Raw genomic sequence first — 18,535 nt, forward strand, 5'->3', positions numbered from 1 at the left:
GCGGTGGCCCTGGCCGCTGCGGGCTCGCTCGTCGCCGGGGTGCTCGGCGCCGCGCCCGCGTTCGCCGCGGTCGACGGCTCGGGTGTCGTGATCAACGAGGTCTACGCGCGCGGCGGCAGCGCGAACCAGCCGTTTCAGAACAAGTTCGTCGAGCTCTACAACCCGACGAATGCCGACGTCTCGCTCTCGGGGTGGTCGATCCAGTACCGCTCGGCGACGAGCACCGGCGCCTCGAGCGGGGTCGGCGCACTGACCGGCACCATCGAGTCGGGCGGGTACTACCTCATCGGCCTGAACAGCAACGGCGGCACCGGTGCGGCGCTGCCCACCCCCGACGCCTCGTTCTCGGTGGCGCCGAGCGGCACGACGGGTTCGCTCTTCCTCGCGAAGACCGCTTCGGCGATCAACCCGGGCAACGGCTCGGTCGTGAACAACCCGCAGGTCGCCGACTACGTCGGCTACGGCGGCTCGCTGAACTTCGAGACGGCCGCCGCGGCCTACCCGGGCTCCAACTCCGACCCCGGCAGCATCGTCCGCACGAACTTCAAGGACACCGACGACAACTCGAAGGACTTCTCCTTCACGGCGACCCCGACGCCGCAGAACTCGGGCAGCCCGGGCGGCCCGGTGCTGCCGGTCGCCAAGACGATCGCCCAGATCCAGGGCACCGACGTCGCCGCGAGCCCGCTCGTCGGCCAGGCCGTCGTGACCGAGGGCGTCGTCACGGCCGACCACCGCGTCGGCGGCTACGACGGCATCTTCATCCAGACTCCCGGCCCCGACACCACGCCCAAGGCCTCCGACGGCGTCTTCGTCTATCTCCACGGCGAGAACCCCGGCGTCGAGATCGGCGACAAGGTGCGCGTCACGGGCACCGTCGAGGAGTTCAACGGCCAGACCCAGCTCCGGCCCGCCACGGCGGCCGACGTCGAGCTCGTGCAGGCGGATGCAGGGCTTCCCGCGCCCACCAAGCTCCCCGCGACGGCAGTCGGCAACGCGGCGCGCGAGGTCTTCGAGGGAATGCTCGTCGTGCCCGACGGCACCTACAAGGTCATCTCGAGCCACAACCTCAATCGGTTCGGCGAGCTCTGGCTGAACGCGGGCACCGCCATGCCGGTCAAGTCGACCGAGACGCAGCGCCCGGGCACCAAGGCGGCGAGCGACATCGCCGCGGCGAACAAGGCGAGCCGCATCCTGCTCGACGACGGCTACAGCATCGCCGTGCGCAACTCGAACGGCACCGACAACCCGGCTCACCCGGGCGACCAGCCCTACTTCACGAAGGGCACCGTCGTGCGCAACGGCGACGTCGCGAGCTTCCCTGCGTCGGGCTACGTGCTCGGCTGGGGCTTCAACGAGTGGCGCCTGCAGCCGCGGACCCCGATCAACGACGCGAGCCCGGCTTCGGTGAAGCCGACGTTCGCGAGCGTCGACGCCGCGGGCAAGGTCATCGGCAACCCGCGTCCCACCACCGCTCCCGCGGTCGGCGGCGACATCACGGTCGCGTCGTTCAACGTGCTCAACTACTTCACGACGCTCACGTCCGAGAACTCGGAGGCGCGCGGCGCGGACACCGCAGAGGAGTTCGCGGTGCAGAAGGCCAAGATCGTCAAGGCGATCAACGGCCTCGACGCCGACGTCGTGGCGCTCCAGGAGATCGAGAACTCGGCGGCGCTCGGCGAGACGCCCGACGAGGCGCTCGCGAACCTCGTCGCGGGGCTCAACAGCGCGGCGGGTGCCGGCACGTGGAAGTACGTGACGACGCCTGAGGCGCTGCACGACGCCGCGATCACCGACGTCATCACGAACGCCATCATCTACAAGCCCGCCACGGTGAAGCCGAGCGGCGAGGCGCAGACGATCATCGACGAGACCGTGTGGGACATCGCGCGCGAGCCGATCGCCCAGACGTTCAAGTACGGCAAGCAGTTCGTGACCGTCATCGCGAACCACTTCAAGTCGAAGAGCGGCACCGACCCGTCGCCCGAGCCCGGGCAGGACGCCTTCAACGACGAGCGCGTGAAGCAGGCCGAGTCGCTGCTCGCGTTCGCGAACTCGCTCTCCGAGGACCGCAAGAACGCGATCTACCTCGTGGGCGACTTCAACTCGTACGCCAAGGAGGACCCGATCAAGGTCTTCACCGACGCGGGCTGGACCGACCTCGTGTTCAGCAGGGCGCGCGGTCAGTACACCTACTCGTTCGACGGCGAGCTCGGCTCGCTCGACCACGTGATCGCCTCGCCCGCCGCGGCGAGCCGGGTGCAGAAGGCCGCGGTCTGGTCGATCAACTCGCCCGAGTGGGCCGGTCGCGAGTACTGGGGCCCCGCCGCAGAGACGGTGGCCGAGGCGACGCCGTTCCGCTCGAGCGACCACGACCCGATCCTCGTCGGCGTCGGCTCGGAGGCCGTGCCCGGCAAGGTCGACATCGACCTCGTCACGGTCAACGACTTCCACGGTCGCATCGAGCAGTCGGCCCCGTCGGGCGGCATCGCGGCGCTCTCGAGCGCGGTGAAGCAGATCCGCGCCGGCAACCCGAACACCGTGTTCGCGGCCGCCGGCGACATGATCGGCGCCTCCACCTTCACGTCGTTCATCCAGAAGGACGAGCCGACCATCAAGGCGCTCAACGCCGCCGGTCTCGACGTCAGCTCGGTCGGCAACCACGAGTTCGACCAGGGCTTCGCAGACCTGACCGAGCGCGTGATGCCGATGGCCGACTGGGAGTACCTCGGTGCCAACATCCGTGACAAGGCGACGGGCGACGCCGCCCTGCCCGAGTACTTCACGCAGACGTTCGACGGTGTGACCATCGGCTTCGTCGGTGCGGTCACCGACGAGCTCGAGTCGCTCGTGAGCCCGGCCGGCATCGCCGACATCACGGTCGAGGACCCGACCGAGGCGATCAACCGGGTGGCCGACCAGCTGAGCGACGGCAACGACGAGAACGGCGAGGCCGACATCGTGGTGGCCCTCGTGCACGAGGGTGCTGCGACGGTCGAGAAGTCGTCGGCGGTCGACGGCGCTTCGCGCTTCGGCAAGATCGTGCTCGGTGTCGATGCGAACGTCGACGCGGTCGTCTCGGGCCACACGCACCTCGCCTACAACCACGTCATCACGACCGCGGACTCGCCGGCGTTCAAGCACGCGCCCATGCCGGTGATCTCGAGCGGACAGTACGGCGAGCGGTTCAGCAAGATGGACATCCAGTGGGACCGCAAGACCAAGACGTTCACGATGAAGAACGAGATCTTCAGCCTCATGGACGGCACCACGCCGCTCTTCGCCGACGACCCGGCCGTGAAGCCCATCGTCGACGACGCGGTGAAGGTCGCCGACGAGCTCGGCAGCGTGCCGCTCGGCACGGCCGACGGGGCGTTCGGTCGAGCCGTCGCCTCCGACCCGGCCGGTGCCTCGTCGTTCCCCGAGAACCGCGGCGGTGAGTCCACGCTCGGCAACCTGGTCGCCGATGCGCAGCTCTGGTCGCTGAACGAGGATCGCCAGGACAAGGTCGACGTCGCCTTCATGAACCCGGGCGGCCTCCGCGCCGACCTGGCTTCGGGCACGGTCACGTACCGGCAGGCGGCCAACGTGCAGCCGTTCGCGAACACCCTCGTGACGCTGAACCTCACCGGAGCGCAGATCAAGCAGGTCCTCGAGGAGCAGTGGCAGCCCACCGGATCGTCGCGTCCGTTCCTGAAGCTCGGTGTCAACAAGGAGTTCACGTACACCTACGACCCCACCGTCCCGCCCGGATCGCCGCACATCACGGAGATGCGCCTGAACGGTGAGCTGATCGACCTGTCCGCGACGTACCTCGTGGGGGCGAACTCGTTCCTCGCTGCCGGTGGTGACAACTTCTTCACCCTCGGCAAGGGCACGAACAAGGCCGACTCCGGCAAGATCGACCTCGAGTCGATGGTCGACTATCTCGCGGCCGCGCCGAACCAGACGGTCAAGCCCGACACCGCCCAGCGCGCGGTCGGCGTCGACGTCCAGGGCGACGGCACCTACGCGCCGGGCGAGACCGTCACGGTGCTGCTGTCGTCGCTCGACTTCAGCCGCAGCGAGACGGCGGCCGGCACCGTCGTGATCTCGCAGGGTGGAGCGCAGCTCGCCACGGCTCCGGTCGTGCGGGCCTACACCCCGACGGTCGACGAGATCGGCAAGGCCACCGTCACGTTCGCGGTCCCCGCGGGCGCGAGCGGCCAGACGCGGTTCGACATCACGGTGCCCACGACCGGCACGGTGAGCTCGTTCACGCTGAACGTCGGCTGACCCGAATCCGACGTGGAGGGGGCCGGGTGCATGCGCACCCGGCCCTCTTCGCATGGCCGTGGCCGCCGGGGTGCCTCCCGTCCTCCACAGCCGCCCGGATGCTCCAGGCCGAGGCAGGCCCGCCCGAGGCCAGCCGGTACGTCGGGGCGCTCAGTAGACTCGTCGGGTGAGCAGCAGCGCCGAACCCGACTGGGCCGACGAGGTCCCGTTCGACCTCGACGAGCTCGCTCCACCGCCCGACGACGAGTGGGCTCCGCCCCCGCCTCCCGACGAGTACCGCGGCGGTGCCGTCGAGTGGGCGACGGCGCAGGCGGGCCCGGCGACGCCCCCGGCGGCCCGCGGCCGGCCCGCGGTGAGCCGTCCGGCCGGGCACGAGGCATCCGGTCTGCAGCGGCCCGCCGTCGCCTCACCCGCCAGGTTCGAGAGCGCGCTCGAAGCGCTGCACACCGTCTTCGGCTACGACGCGTTCCGCGGCGAGCAGGCGGCGATCATCGAGCAGGTCGCCTCGGGCGGCGACGCCGTCGTGCTCATGCCGACCGGCGGCGGCAAGAGCCTCTGCTACCAGATCCCGGCGCTCCTGCGCGAGGGCACGGGCGTCGTCGTGTCGCCGCTCATCGCCCTCATGCACGACCAGGTCGACGCGCTCGTGCGCAACGGCGTGCGCGCGGCCTACCTCAACTCGAGCCAGCAGCCGGCCGAGCGCGCCGCCGTCGAGCGGGCCTACCTCGCCGGCGAGCTCGACCTGCTCTACATCGCGCCCGAGCGGCTGGGCACCGAGTCGGCCAAGCAGCTGCTCGCCCGCGGCACGGTCGCGCTCTTCGCGATCGACGAGGCGCACTGCGTCGCGCAGTGGGGCCACGACTTCCGGCCCGACTACCTCGCGCTCTCCGAGCTCGCCGACCGCTGGCCCGAGGTGCCCCGCATCGCGCTCACCGCGACGGCCACCGAGGCGACGCACCGCGAGATCACCGAGCGACTCTCGCTCGGCGGGGCGAAGCACTTCGTGTCGAGCTTCGACCGCCCGAACATCCAGTACCGCATCGCGCCGAAGCTCGAGGTGCGCCGTCAGCTGCTCGACTTCGTGCGCAGCGAGGGGGTCGACGCCTCGGGCAACCCGGTGCCGGGCATCGTCTACGCGCTGAGCCGTGCGAGCACCGAGAAGATCGCGGCGTTCCTCGCGGCGAACGGCGTGAACGCGCTGCCGTACCACGCGGGCCTCGACGCCGAGCTGCGGCGCACGACGCAAGACCGCTTCCTCCGCGAGGACGGCATCGTCGTCGTCGCGACGATCGCGTTCGGCATGGGCATCGACAAGCCCGACGTGCGCTTCGTCGCCCACGTCGACCTGCCCAAGTCGGTCGAGGGCTACTACCAAGAGACCGGGCGAGCCGGCCGAGACGGGGCGCCGGCGACGGCGTGGCTGGCGTACGGGCTGCAAGACGTCGTGCAGCAGCGGCGCATGATCGACGAGAGCCCGGGCGACCTCGCGCACCGGCGTCGCATGTCGGCCCACCTCGACGCGATGCTCGCGCTCTGCGAGACCGTGCAGTGCCGCCGTCAGAACCTGCTCGCCTACTTCGGCGAGCCGTCCGAGCCGTGCGGCAACTGCGACACGTGCCTCGAGCCACCCGCCTCGTGGGACGGCACGGTGCCCGCCCAGAAGCTCATGTCGACGATCGTGCGGCTCAAGCGCGAGCGGCGCCAGCAGTTCGGCGCAGGGCACCTCATCGACATCCTCCGCGCGAAAGAGACGCCCCGCGTGCGCCAGTACGGCCACGACGACCTCTCGACGTGGGGGCTCGGGCAAGACCTCAGCGACCAGCAGTGGCGCGGGGTCGTGCGCCAGCTGCTCGCGCAGGGGCTGCTCGCCACCCAGGGCGAGTACGGCACCCTCACCATCACCGACGCGGCGGCCGAGGTGCTGTCGGGGCGGCGCAGCGTCATGCTCCGCACCGAGGTCGAGCGTGCGCCCCGCTCGCGTGCGAAGGCGGCCCCCGCGGCCGCCGACCTCGAGCCCGCCCAGGCCGAGCTGTTCGAACGGCTCCGCGCCTGGCGCGCCGGAGAGGCTCGCGAGCAGGGGGTTCCCGCATACATCGTCTTCGGCGACGCGACGCTGCGTGCGGTCGCGGTCGCGAAGCCGGCGAGCCTCGCCGAGCTCGACGGCATCACGGGCATCGGCGCCAAGAAGCGCGAGGCCTACGGCGAGGCGCTCATCTCCGTGGTCGGCGAGAGCGCCGCCTGAGGCCGTCGGCGCCGGTCGTGTCGCGTCGCTTCGGTCGTGGGGCGTCGGTCGTGCGGCCTCAGACCGCCGACGGGATGTCTCGGGGCGCGCGCCCCTCGGCCGGCCCGAGCACGTCGTCGAGGTGCCGCCGAAGCAGTCGGGCGACCTCGACGGCCGGGTCGTAGAGCGACTGGATCTGCAGGCCGTCCCACACGGCGAGGAGCCAAGCGGCCTCGCTGCCGGGGTCACGATCCGGTGCGAGCGAGCCCTCGTCGCGCGCGCCCCGCAACAGGCTCGCGAAGTAGCGGCGCGTCTCGCGGAAGCGGTGCGCGAAGTACTCGTGGGCCGGATGTCCCGGCGTCGCGCCCTCGCACGACAGCACGGCGTAGAGCTCGACGAGTCCCGGGTGCGCTGCGGCCGTGCGCTCGGCCGTCGCCGGGAGCGATCGCAGGCGATCGGTGGCTCCGCCGCGCGCTGGGGCGCCGCCGGTGATCGTGAGCCGGTCGCGGTGCCGGAGCACCTCGGTGAGGAGTTCGGCCTTCGAGCCGACGTGATGCAACAGGGTGGCTTTGGAGATGCCGGTGCGGCCGGCGATCGCGGCGAGGCTCGTGCCCGTGAAACCGTCGCGGGCGAACAGCTCGGTCGCCGCCTCGACGATCGCCTCGTGACGCCTGGCGCCGCGCGCGCTGGCTGCACGGATGTGCGGCGCACCGGCACCGGTCGCGGTGCCGCCGCCTGCCCCGGGCGGCTCCGGCTGCTCGAGCAGCACCGTCGGCGCGAGCATGCCGCCCGCGCCCTCCGGTGCGGCGCCGGCGCCCGGCCCGGTCGGCCCGCACGGCCCGCCCGGCCGGGCCGTGTCCGACGAGGGCGTTCGGGCCGGCGCTCCCATGAGCCGCCGTTCGCGCGCCTCGAGTTCGCCGACGAGGTCGATCGAATCGGGGGCGTAGCGCTGCTGCACCTGCAGCCCGTCCCACCCGGCGATGAGCAGGGTCGCCGACCAGGAGGCATCCGATGCCGCGACGGCCGCCCTCGCCACGAGCTCATCCGCGATCGACGCGCGAACCCGGGCGTAGCGGGCCCGCATCATGTCGTGGGCGGGGTGCGACCTGCTCGTCGCCTCCCCCGAGAGCGCGGTGAACAGTTCGAGATAGCCCGGTGCGGCCGCGTTGCGGCGGGCGAGCGCGGCGGCACCGAGCGTGCCGACCGGCACGGGCTCGTGTTCGATCCAGTCGGCGTTGGCGTCGTCGAGTCGCTCGACGACGGCGCCGAGCAGTGCGTCGAGCGACGCGTAGTGGCGCAGGACGCCGGGATGGGAGAGGCCGGCCCGCTCGGCGACGTCGCGCAGCGACACCGCGGCGATGCCCTGTTCGACGAAGGCCGCCTGCGCCGCGTCGAGGATGCGCGCACGAGTGAGCGCCGACCTCGCCTGCCGGGTCGGTGCGACGGCGCCGTCGAGCGAACGCGCACCGCCGCCGGTCGCTTCGTCGTGCTTGCCCACGACACGACGCTATCGGTCCGTGGCGTTCCATCCGTCTTTTTGTTACCAATCGGTCGAAAACGGGCTAGGCTCGGTGGCCGACGCCCGATCAGGGTGCCCCGAACCCGAAAGGACCACGACAATGCCGTCTCGTCGCATCGCCCGTATCGCCCTCGCCGGCATCGCCGTCGCCGCCGCGGTGACCTCGCTCGCCGGCTTCGCCGCGCCGCAGATGGTGCTCGACGCTTCCGCCACGCAGCCCGTCGACAAGAAGCCCGCCGTCGACCAGAAGCCCAAGGGCAAGACCGTCACGATCTACCTCACCCGCCACGGCGAGACGATGCTCAACGCGCTCGGCCGCGTGCAGGGCTGGTCGGACTCGCCGCTGACCGAAGACGGGCGCGCCGTCGCCGAGCACCTCGGCGCGGGGCTCGCCGAGGCCGGGGTCGATTTCGAGGCGGCGTACTCGGCGGACATGGTCCGCCACTACGAGACGGCCTCGCTCGCGCTCGGCGAGCTCGGCTTCCGGGGTGACATCGTGCGCGACGCGCGGTTGCGCGAGATCGCCTTCGGCAAGTACGAGGGCGGCGACGGCATGGAGATGTGGAACGACGTCGCCGTCGAACTCGGCTACGCCGATGCCGGCGAGCTGTTCTCGGACCCCGAGTTCGACATGGGCGCGGCACTCGAGGCGATGGCGCGTCTCAACGAGGGCAGCGGGTTCACGGCCGAGACGCCGGGCGAGGTCGCAGAGCGGGCGCTCGCCGCGCTCGACGAGATCGCGGCGAAGCAGTCGAAGCGGGGTGGCGACGTGCTCGTGGTCTCGAGCGGCATCACGATCATCGCGACGCTCGACGCGCTCGGCGCCGACCTGAGTGAGGTCGTCGAGGGCATCGAGAACGGCGCCGTCTCCGAGCTGCAGTACCGAGGCGGTGAGTGGACCGTGCGTACGGTCAACGACCTGAGCTACGTCGAGGCCGGCTCCGACTGACCCCGGCCCACCGTCGAATCCAGGTCATCGACCGAGCGGCGTTCAATCCCGAACGGCGCTCGGTTTATGATCGAAGGGCGGCCGCGGCACCGCCACGGCGCCGCACCAGAGCCCGAAGCATGAAGGAGTGCAGGCATGACCGATCTGCAGAACGTCGGCACCGAGGCATCCGCCCCCTCGACTGCCGAGCCGGCGGGCGCCGAACCCGGCCTCGACACGCGGTACCGCGATGCGAGCCTGCCGGTCGCCGAGCGCGTCGAGATCCTGCTCGCGCAGATGACGCTCGAGGAGAAGGCGGGCCTCTTCTTCCAGACGGTCATCGGCATCGGCCCCGACGGCGCGCTCGCCGAGGAGGCCGACGAGACCGGCGGCGGCTCCACCGACGAGTTCGTCAACGACCTCAAGATGAACCACTTCAACATCCACCAGGCGCCCGACGACCCCGGTGCGTTCGCCGAGTGGCACAACCGCCTGCAGGAGCTCGCCGCCTCGACGCGCCTCGGCATCCCGGTGACGATCTCGAGCGACCCCCGCAACTCGTACAGCGACAACCCGCTCGCCGCCCTGTTCGCCGGCGCGTTCTCGGTGTGGCCCGAGCCGATGGGCCTCGCCGCGATCGGCGACGAGGCGACGGTCGAGCGTTTCGCCGACATCGCCCGCCAGGAGTACACGGCCGTCGGCATCCGCGTCGCGCTCCACCCGCAGATCGACCTCGCGACCGAGCCGCGCTGGTCGCGTGCCCTCCAGACGTTCGGCGAGGACGTCGAGCTCGCGAGCCGGCTCGGCGCCGCGTACATCCGCGGATTCCAGGGCGCCGAGCTCGGCCCCGACTCGGTCGCGACGATGACGAAGCACTTCCCGGGCGGCGGCCCCCAGCAGGACGGCGAGGACCCCCACTTCGCGCACGGCCGCGAGCAGGTCTACCCGGGCGGCGAGTTCGAGCTGCACCTGAAGCCGTTCGAGGCCGCGTTCGAGGCGGGCACCAGCCAGATCATGCCGTACTACGGCATGCCCGTCGGCACCGGGCTCGAAGAGGTCGGTTTCGGCTTCAACAAGTCGGTCATCACGGGCCTCCTGCGCGAGCGCTACGGCTTCGACGGCATCGTGTGCACCGACTGGGGACTCATCAACGACGACGAGATCATGGGCGAGCCGTTCCCGGCACGCGCGTGGGGCGTCGAGCACCTGAGCCCGCGCGAGCGCGTCAAGAAGGTCATCGACGCCGGCTGCGACCAGTTCGGCGGCGAGGCGTGCCCCGAGCTGCTCGTCGAGCTCGTGCGCGACGGCGAGATCACCGAAGAGCGGCTGGATGCCTCGGCGCGGCGCCTGCTCCGCGAGAAGTTCGTGCTCGGCCTCTTCGACCACCGCTTCGTCGACGTCGAGCGCGCCAGGCGCGTGGTCGGCTCCGCCGAGTTCGTCGCGGCTGGCGAGGCGGCGCAGCGCGCGGCGATCACGCTGCTGGTGAACACCGGGCGAGCGGATGCCTCGGCCGAGGCATCCTCGCCCACCCTGCCCATCGCGCGCGGGCTGAAGCTGTACGTCGAGGGCGTCGAGCCCGAGATCGCCGCCGAGTACGGCGAGGTCGTCGCGACGCCCGCGGAGGCCGACGTCGCGATCCTGCGCCTCGTGGCGCCGTTCGAGCAGCGCCCCACGTTCTTCGAGAACTTCTTCCACTCGGGCTCGCTCGACTTCCCCGACGAGGTGGTCGCGTACGTGCGTGCGGTCGCGGCCGCCGTGCCGACCGTCGTCGACGTGTTCCTCGACCGGCCGGCGATCCTCACGCCGATCGTCGACGACGTCGCGGCGATCACCGCGAACTGGGGCGCGAGCGCGCGGGCGCTGCTCGACGTCGTGACCGGCGCGGCCGAGCCGCAGGGCCGCCTGCCCTTCGACCTGCCGCGCAGCATGGCCGCCGTCGAGGCGAGCCGGCCCGACGTGCCCTTCGACACGGCCGACCCGCTCTTCCGCCACGGCCACGGCCTGCGCTACTCCGACTCGTCGGTCGAGCAGGTCGAGCAGGTCGAGCAGGTCGAGTAGGTCGAGCAGGTCGAGCAGGTCGAGTATGCGCGCAGCGCCGTATCGAGACCACTGCGGCCGGTGGTCTCGATACGCTTCGCTCCTCGCCGCCCGACCGGCGCTGCGCGCGTCGCTCCTCACCCGCTCGGCCTTCGTCGCTAGCATCGAGCCATGGGAGCCGTGAAACGACCCGGAGGCGTGACGTTCGTGGCCGTGCTGACCTGGATCTCGGGTCTGCTCGACATCATCGGCGGCACGCTCCTGCTCTTCCAGACGAGCGTCGCCGCGACGGTCGAGGCCTTCGGCGGTGCGAGCCAGCTCATCGCATCGGCGATCGTGTCGATCCTCATCGGCATCATCGTCATCATCGTGGCCGCGGGCCTGCTGCGCGGCAGCGCGGGGGCACGCCTCGTGGTGACGATCGTCGAGGCGCTCTCGATCGTCGCGTCGATCTTCCTCGCGATCGCGTACCCCGCGGGCGCCATCGGCGAGTACTTCAGCGCGGCGATCGCCGTCGTCGTGATCGCGATCCTCTGGACGCGTCGGGCCGACGCCTTCTTCCGCGGCTGATCGCTCTGCCACGGGCCGTGCGACGAGGCCCGGTGCCACCTGTCGAGCGCCCTGCGTTGTGGATGCCACTACGCCGAGGGGCGGCTCGTTTGTAGGGCGAGCACAGGCCCTGACGAAGCTGCTCGACCCTCGTTTGTAGGGCGCGGACGCACCGTTTCGGGCTCGCCGGGCGCCGTCCTACCGTGGAGAGAGGTTCAGCGACGCCGCCAGCCGCGCGCCGCCATGTGACGCACACGACTCCACACGAAGGACGAGACCGACGATGGTTGACACCGCACCACGCACCTCGCACGACACGTCCGCGCCCGCCCGCGTCGGCGGAGCGCGGCCGAACGACGCCCGCCCCGAGGCATCCGCGCAGCCCCGCATCGACGTGGCGGCCCTCGGCCGTCAGCTCCTCGGCACCTGGGCCGACATCCGCATCGCCGCGCGCGAGCGCGCCGCGATGCCCGAGCTGCAGCGCATCGAGGGGCTGCCGATGTCCGAGCACCGCGAGCGCGTGCTCGGGCAGCTGAAGCTCCTCGTCGACCAGGGCGCCGTGCACCGGGCGTTCCCGAAGTCGCTCGGCGGCCAGGAGGACCACGGCGGCAACATCGCCGCGTTCGAGGAGCTCGTCACGGCCGACCCGAGCCTGCAGATCAAGTCGGGCGTGCAGTGGGGCCTCTTCGGCGCCGCGGTGCTGCACCTCGGCACGAAGCCGCACCACGAGAAGTGGCTGCCCGCGATCATGTCGCTCGAGGTGCCCGGCGCCTTCGCGATGACCGAGATCGGGCACGGCTCCGACGTCGCCTCGATCGCGACGACGGCGACCTACGACGAGGCGACCGAGGAGTTCGTGATCCACACGCCGTTCCGCGCGGCGTGGAAGGAGTTCCTCGGCAACGCCGGGCTCCACGGCAAGCACGCGACGGTCTTCGCGCAGCTCATCACCAAGGGCGTGAACCACGGGGTGCACTGCTTCTACGTGCCGATCCGCGACGACGAGGGCGAGTTCCTGCCCGGCGTCGGCGGCGAGGACGACGGCCTGAAGGGCGGCCTCAACGGCATCGACAACGGCCGCCTGCACTTCACGAACGTTCGCATCCCGCGTGAGAACCTGCTGAACCGCTACGGCGACGTCGCCCCCGACGGCACCTACTCGTCGCCGATCGAGAGCCCCGGCCGCCGGTTCTTCACGATGCTCGGCACCCTCGTGCAGGGCCGCGTCTCGCTCGACGGCGCCTCGACCGTCGCGAGCGCGATGGGGCTCGCGATCGCGATCACCTACGGCAACCAGCGCCGGCAGTTCACCGCGTCGAGCGACACCGACGAAGAGGTGCTGCTCGACTACCAGCGCCACCAGCGCCGGCTGCTGCCCCGCCTCGCGACGACGTACGCGCAGTACTTCGCGCACGACGAGTTCCTCGTGAAGTTCGACGCGGTGTTCAGCGGCAAGGCCGACACCGACGACGACCGCCAGGACCTCGAGACGATCGCCGCCGCGCTCAAGCCGCTCTCGACGTGGCACGCGCTCGACACGCTGCAGGAGGCGCGCGAGGCCTGCGGCGGCGCCGGCTTCATCGCCGAGAACCGCATCGTCGGCCTCCGCCAGGACCTCGACATCTACGTGACCTTCGAGGGCGACAACAACGTGCTGCTGCAGCTCGTCGCGAAGCGCCTGCTGACCGACTTCTCGAAGCAGTTCAAGAACGCCGACGCCGGCGCGATGGCCCGCTACGTCGTCGCGCAGACCGCGGAGCGCGCGTACCACGGCACGGGCCTCCGTCGCCTCGGCCAGACGATCGCCGACTTCGGCTCGACCGCCCGCTCGGTGAGCGAGCTGCGCGACGAGGAGACTCAGCGCGAGCTGCTGACCGATCGCGTCGAGGCGATGATCGCCGAGATCGCCGGCCGCCTGCGCGACGCGCGCAAGCTGCCGAAGGCCGACGCCGCGGCCGCGTTCAACCGCAACCAGAACGAACTGATCGAGGCCGCGCGCGCCCACGGCGAGCTCCTCCAGTGGGAGGCGTTCACCCGCGGCCTCGCCCGCGTCGAGGACGAGGGCACGAAGCAGGTGCTGACCTGGGTGCGCGACCTGTTCGGCCTTGGCCTCCTCGAGAAGCACCTCGCCTGGTACCTCGTGAACGGCCGCCTCTCGCCGCAGCGCGCGCAGGCCGTGACGGCGTACATCGACCGGCTCCTCGAGCGCCTGCGCCCGCACGCGCAGGACCTCGTCGACGCGTTCGGCTTCAAGCCCGAGCACCTGCGAGCGACGATCGCGACCGGCATCGAGCAGGAGCGCCAGGACGAGGCGCGCGCGTACTTCGACGCCGAGCGCCGCGCGGGCACCCTGCCGGTGCCCGAGAAGGCGAAGGCCAAGAAGAAGCGGTAGTCGCCGCGTGCGGCTCGAGGGCCGAGGCATCCCCATCGTGGATGCCTCGGCCCTCGCCCGTTCGCAACCCGCGGTGCGGGCGCGGCAGACTGTGGGCATGGCCCGACTCGTCCGCATCTTCGCCGCCGTGGTGGCGGTGCTCGCGCTGCTCGTCGTCGTCTTCCTCGTGTACGCGCACACGGTGATGCAGGGCGAGCGTCCTGCGGCGCTCGCCGCCTGGCGGGACGAGTCCGTCGAGATCACGAGCCACGACGCCGGCATCGTGATCGAGCCCGTCGAGGGGGCGACCGGTGCGGGACTCGTCTTCATCCCGGGGGCGAAGGTCGACCCGTACGCGTACCTCTACAAGCTGTCGGGCGTCGCCGAGGCGTCCGGGCTCACCGTCGTCATCACGAAGCCGACGCTCAACCTCGCGTTCTTCGACCAGCGGCCGCTGTCGACCTTCACGTCGCTCGCGCCGGAGGTCGACGACTGGTACGTCGGCGGGCACTCGCTCGGCGGGGTGCGGGCCTGCCAGCTCGCCGATGGGGCGGCGGAAGCCTCCCAACCCATCGGGGGGCCGAGCGGTCCCGAGCCCGGCGAGGGGGTCCGGGGCGAACCCCGACCGGTCGGCCTCATGCTGTTCGGCTCGTACTGCGCGAACGACCTCAGCGAGTCGGGCCTCGAGGTCCTGAGCATCTCGGGTGCGAACGACCGCCTGTCGACGCCCGCGAAGATCGCCGCCGCGGCCCCGCTGCTGCCCGCCGGCGCTCGGTTCGACGAGCTCGAGGGCGTGAACCACGCCGACTTCGGCGACTACGGTGCGCAGCCGGGCGACGGGGAGTCGACGCGCGACGACGCCGACGTTCGCGACGGGATCGGTGCGATCGTGGCCGGATTCGTCGGGTGAGCAGGCGCGCGGCGCGCCGTCCCGACGCGCATCGCACGTGAACACCGTGAGGTGTACGCAGAATGTAGGCTAACCGGCATGGCCGCTGATTCCACGGGGCTCGGCGAGCCCGACCTCACGCTGAGACTGCTGTGGCGCGAGCGGCTCGGCCGCCCGGTCGGCACCCGCGGCCCGAAGCAGCGGTCGAGCGTCGACGAGGTCGTCGGGGCGGCCGTGCAGCTCGCCGACGACGAGGGGCTCGAGGCGCTGTCGATGCGCCGCATCGCCGACCGGCTCGGCATGAAGCCGATGTCGGTCTACACCTACGTGCCCGGTCGTGCCGAGCTCATCGACCTCATGGTCGACCACGTCGCCGGCGAGGTGCCGCTGCCCGCGGCATCCGGTTCGCTGCGCGACCGGCTCGCGCTCATCGCTCGCCTGCAGTGGAACGAGTACCTGCGCCACCCGTGGCTGCTCTCGGTCGACACCAGCCGGCCGCCGCTCGGCCCGCACATCTCCGACCATTGGGAGTGGTGCCTGCGCGCGATCGACGGGTTCGGCTTCGACGACGTCGACCTCGACCGGGTGCTCACGATGCTGCTCGGCTTCGTGGCCGGGCCGGCGCGGGCGCACCTCGACGCCGAGCGGTTGCGCCAGTCGTCGGCCGAGTCCGACGACGCCTGGTGGGCGCGCAACGCGCCCCTGCTCGACCGCATCATGGAGCCCGAGCGCTACCCGGTCTCTGGTCGGGTGGGCCAGGCGGCCGGCGCCGTCGACGTCGGCCCGACCGACGCCTTCGACTTCGCACTCGCCCGTCTCATCGACGGCATCGAGGCCTACCTCGCGTCCACCACCGCGGGTTGACGAGCGCCGACGCGCAGCGGCGACGCGGATCGGAACCCGGCTGAGCTCAGCTGTCGGCCGGCGGCTTCATGATGAGTCCGGCCACGGCGCCGACGACGAGGCCGGCGGGCAGCCACAGCCAGAACGTCGTCCACAGGCTCACGACGACGCCGATGATGAGCCCCACGACGAGCCCCACGATGAGCTGTTTGCGACGGGCGGCGGGCGACGGGCTGGGGGATTCGGCCATGGTCCAAGCCTAGGCGGCGGAGGGTCGGCGGCCGGAACAGGGCACCCGCCGCTCAGCCGCGATCGCGGCGCCGCCGCGCGCAGGCGCTCAGCGACCCGCGAGGATGTCGGCTCGCGCCGCCGCGCGCTCGGCGTCGGAGATCAGGCCGCGCGCGGCGAGGCCGTCGAGCTCGGCGAGGCGCTGCTCGATCGACTGCTTCGGCGCGAGCAGCTCGCTGTCGAGCGTGCGCGTCGCGAGCTCGGCCTGGATGGTGAGCGGATCGTGCCCGGCCTCGCGGACCTTCATGTAGCTGCGCGCGACCGTGATGATCGTGATGAGGAACACGGCGGCGCCGACGAGGGCGACGAGCACGAACATCACCTGGAAGCCGGCGGGCGCCCCGGCGAACGGGTCGATTTCGACCGGGGGATTGAACGGGTCGTCCACGGGTGCTCCAGACGTCGGTGTGTCGAGTCGGCCCAGCATAGAGCCGACGGCGACGTCACTGGAAGGGGTCCGATCAGATGAGTCCGAGCGCGCGTACGGCCTCGCGCTCGTCCACGAGCTCGGCGACGGATGCCTCGACGCGATGCCGCGCGAACGCGTCGAGCCCGAGCCCCGGCACGATGCGCCAGGCACCGTCGACCGACTCGACCGGGAACGACGAGATGAGCCCCTCGGGCACGCCGTACGAGCCGTCGGAGACGACGGCCGCACTGGTCCAGCCGTTCGGGGTGCCGTGCACCCAGTCGCGCACGTGGTCGATCGTCGCGGCGGCGGCCGAGGCCACCGAAGACGAGCCGCGCACCTCGATGATCTCGGCGCCGCGCTTGGCGACCCGGGGGATGAACTCGTCGACGAGCCACTCGCGGTAGCCGTCGGTGCCGAACCGCGCCGTGAGCAGCGCGGGCACCGAGTCGCCCGCCGCGGTCGCGTGCGCGAGGTCGGGGAACTGCGTCGCCGAGTGGTTGCCCCAGATGGTCACGCCGCGCAGGTCGGCGACCGGGGTGTCGACGGTCACCGCGAGCTGGCCCAGGGCCCGGTTGTGGTCGAGTCTCGTGAGCGCGGTGAAGCGCTCGGCCGGGACATCCGGGGCGTTCGACGCGGCGATGAGCGCGTTCGTGTTGGCCGGGTTGCCGACCACGACGACCCGGATGTCGTCGGCGGCGCCCGCGTTGATCGCGGCGCCCTGCGGGCCGAAGATGCCGCCGTTCGCGGCGAGCAGGTCGCCGCGCTCCATGCCGGCCGTGCGCGGACGCGCGCCGACGAGCAGTGCGACGTTTGCCCCCGAGAACGCCGCCTTCGGGTCGTCGTAGACCTCGACGTGCGAGAGCAGCGGGAACGCCGAGTCCTGCAGCTCGAGCGCTGCGCCCTCGGCGGCGCGAACCCCCTGGGGGATCTCGAGCAGGTTGAGCCGCACCGGGATGTCGGGGCCGAGCATCGCCCCGGACGCGATGCGGAACAGGAGTGCGTACCCGATCTGGCCGCCCGCGCCCGTGAGCGTGACGGTGATCGGCTTCGTCGAAGCCATACCGAGAGCCTAACCACGCGCCGGGTCGTCTGCTGCGCCGACGGGCGGTTGTCAACCCCGACCCCGCTGCGGCGCGGCACCGGGGCGCGGCATCCTGCGCTCGCTACCGTTGCCGCATGCGAGAGATGTATCCGGAGATCGAGCCGCTGGAGACCGGCATGCTCGACGTGGGGGACGGGCAGCACATCTACTGGGAGGTGTCGGGCAACCGCAACGGCAAGCCCGTGGTGTTCCTGCACGGCGGCCCCGGCGGCGGCACCTCGCCCTCGCACCGCCGACTGTTCGATCCCGAGCGCTACCGCATCGTGCTGTTCGACCAGCGCGGCTGCGGGCTGTCGATTCCGCACGCCTCCGAGCCCGACGCCGACCTCTCGGCGAACACGACCTGGCATCTCGTCGCGGACATGGAGCGGCTGCGCGCCCACCTCGGCATCGACCGGTGGCAGGTCTTCGGCGGCTCGTGGGGGAGCGCGCTCGCACTCGCCTACGCGCAGACCCACCCCGAGCGGGTCACCGAACTCGTGCTGCGCGGCATCTTCACGCTGCGCCGTTCGGAGCTCGACTGGTTCTACGAGGGCGGCGCCTCCGCGCTGTTCCCCGACCTGTGGGAGGAGTTCGTCGCGCCGGTGCCCGTCGACGAGCGAGCCCACATGATCGAGGGTTACGGCCGGCTGCTCGCCGACTCGCGGCCCGAGGTCTACGAGCCCGCCGCGATCGCATGGTCGCGCTGGGAGTCGTCGACGATCACCCTCCTGCCGCAGGCCGAGACGATCGCCCGCTTCACCGCACCCGAGTACGCCGCCGCGTTCGCCCGCATCGAGAACCACTACTTCCGGCACGGCGGCTGGTGGGAGGAGGGGCAGCTCATCCGCGACGCGGAGCGGCTCCGAGACATCCCCGCCGTCATCGTGCAGGGGCGCTACGACGTGTGCACCCCCGTGATGACCGCCTGGGACCTGCACCGGGCCTGGCCCGAAGCCGAGTTCACGATCGTGGATGACGCGGGGCACGCGTTCGACGAGCCGGGGATCCTCGACGCGCTCATCACGGCGACCGACCGCTTCGCGGAGCAGCCGTTCGGCGACGCGCCGGCCGACGAAGGCGACGCGGATGCCTCGGCCGAGCCCGACTCGGAGTAGCGTC

13 protein-coding genes are annotated in these 18,535 nt (G+C 71.6%); 9 read left to right on the forward strand and 4 right to left on the reverse strand.

The window, feature by feature from the left end; genetic code table 11:
- Positions 1–3 precede the first annotated feature (3 nt).
- Both LR269_RS06570 and recQ read left to right on the forward strand, forming a co-directional pair.
- Complete coding sequence (locus tag LR269_RS06570; protein WP_231432263.1) at positions 4–4,275, forward strand: ExeM/NucH family extracellular endonuclease; 4,272 nt, start codon at positions 4–6, stop codon at positions 4,273–4,275.
- A gap of 166 nt (positions 4,276–4,441) precedes the next feature.
- Complete coding sequence (gene recQ, locus LR269_RS06575) at positions 4,442–6,517, forward strand: DNA helicase RecQ (protein WP_231429962.1); 2,076 nt, start codon at positions 4,442–4,444, stop codon at positions 6,515–6,517.
- 58 nt (positions 6,518–6,575) lie between these two features.
- On the opposite strand, the gene LR269_RS18990 is transcribed toward recQ, so the two are convergent.
- Entirely contained in the window at positions 6,576–7,994 is a 1,419-nt protein-coding gene (locus LR269_RS18990; RefSeq protein WP_231429963.1) for a TetR/AcrR family transcriptional regulator, read from the reverse strand.
- A 121-nt stretch (positions 7,995–8,115) separates the two neighbouring features.
- Between LR269_RS18990 and LR269_RS06585 the strand changes: the two genes are divergently transcribed.
- The 6 genes from LR269_RS06585 (at position 8,116) to LR269_RS06610 (ending at position 15,653) form a co-directional block, all read left to right on the forward strand.
- Entirely contained in the window at positions 8,116–8,964 is an 849-nt protein-coding gene (locus tag LR269_RS06585; protein WP_231429964.1) for a histidine phosphatase family protein, read from the forward strand.
- A 135-nt stretch (positions 8,965–9,099) separates the two neighbouring features.
- Complete coding sequence (locus LR269_RS06590) at positions 9,100–11,001, forward strand: glycoside hydrolase family 3 N-terminal domain-containing protein (RefSeq protein WP_231429965.1); 1,902 nt, start codon at positions 9,100–9,102, stop codon at positions 10,999–11,001.
- Between the two features lie 150 nt (positions 11,002–11,151).
- Positions 11,152–11,550, forward strand: a complete 399-nt coding sequence (locus tag LR269_RS06595) for a hypothetical protein (protein WP_231429966.1) — start codon at positions 11,152–11,154, stop codon at positions 11,548–11,550.
- Between the two features lie 262 nt (positions 11,551–11,812).
- The gene (locus tag LR269_RS06600) at positions 11,813–13,921 is read left to right on the forward strand and encodes an acyl-CoA dehydrogenase (RefSeq protein ID WP_231429967.1); all 2,109 of its coding nucleotides are present in this window, start codon (positions 11,813–11,815) and stop codon (positions 13,919–13,921) included.
- A 97-nt stretch (positions 13,922–14,018) separates the two neighbouring features.
- Positions 14,019–14,810 carry an alpha/beta hydrolase gene (locus tag LR269_RS06605; RefSeq protein ID WP_231429968.1) on the forward strand — a complete coding sequence of 264 codons (792 nt, stop codon included), beginning with the start codon at positions 14,019–14,021 and terminating at the stop codon, positions 14,808–14,810.
- Between the two features lie 78 nt (positions 14,811–14,888).
- Complete coding sequence (locus LR269_RS06610) at positions 14,889–15,653, forward strand: TetR/AcrR family transcriptional regulator (protein ID WP_231429969.1); 765 nt, start codon at positions 14,889–14,891, stop codon at positions 15,651–15,653.
- Between the two features lie 46 nt (positions 15,654–15,699).
- On the opposite strand, the gene LR269_RS06615 is transcribed toward LR269_RS06610, so the two are convergent.
- From LR269_RS06615 to LR269_RS06625, 3 genes are all read right to left on the reverse strand, one after another.
- Positions 15,700–15,882, reverse strand: coding sequence for an HPP family protein (locus LR269_RS06615; protein WP_231429970.1), 183 nt, complete (start codon positions 15,880–15,882; stop codon positions 15,700–15,702).
- 87 nt (positions 15,883–15,969) lie between these two features.
- On the reverse strand, positions 15,970–16,308 hold the full coding sequence (locus LR269_RS06620) for an SHOCT domain-containing protein (protein ID WP_231429971.1): 339 nt from the start codon (positions 16,306–16,308) through the stop codon (positions 15,970–15,972).
- Positions 16,309–16,381: 73 nt separating this feature from the next.
- Positions 16,382–17,392: a malate dehydrogenase gene (locus tag LR269_RS06625; protein ID WP_231429972.1), complete on the reverse strand. Its 1,011-nt coding sequence runs from the start codon at positions 17,390–17,392 to the stop codon at positions 16,382–16,384.
- Between the two features lie 116 nt (positions 17,393–17,508).
- Between LR269_RS06625 and pip the strand changes: the two genes are divergently transcribed.
- Positions 17,509–18,531, forward strand: a complete 1,023-nt coding sequence (gene pip / locus LR269_RS06630) for a prolyl aminopeptidase (protein WP_231429973.1) — start codon at positions 17,509–17,511, stop codon at positions 18,529–18,531.
- Positions 18,532–18,535: the final 4 nt, after the last annotated feature.

The sequence above is a fragment of the Agromyces sp. S2-1-8 genome, from assembly GCF_021129215.1.
GTDB lineage: Bacteria > Actinomycetota > Actinomycetes > Actinomycetales > Microbacteriaceae > Agromyces > Agromyces chromiiresistens.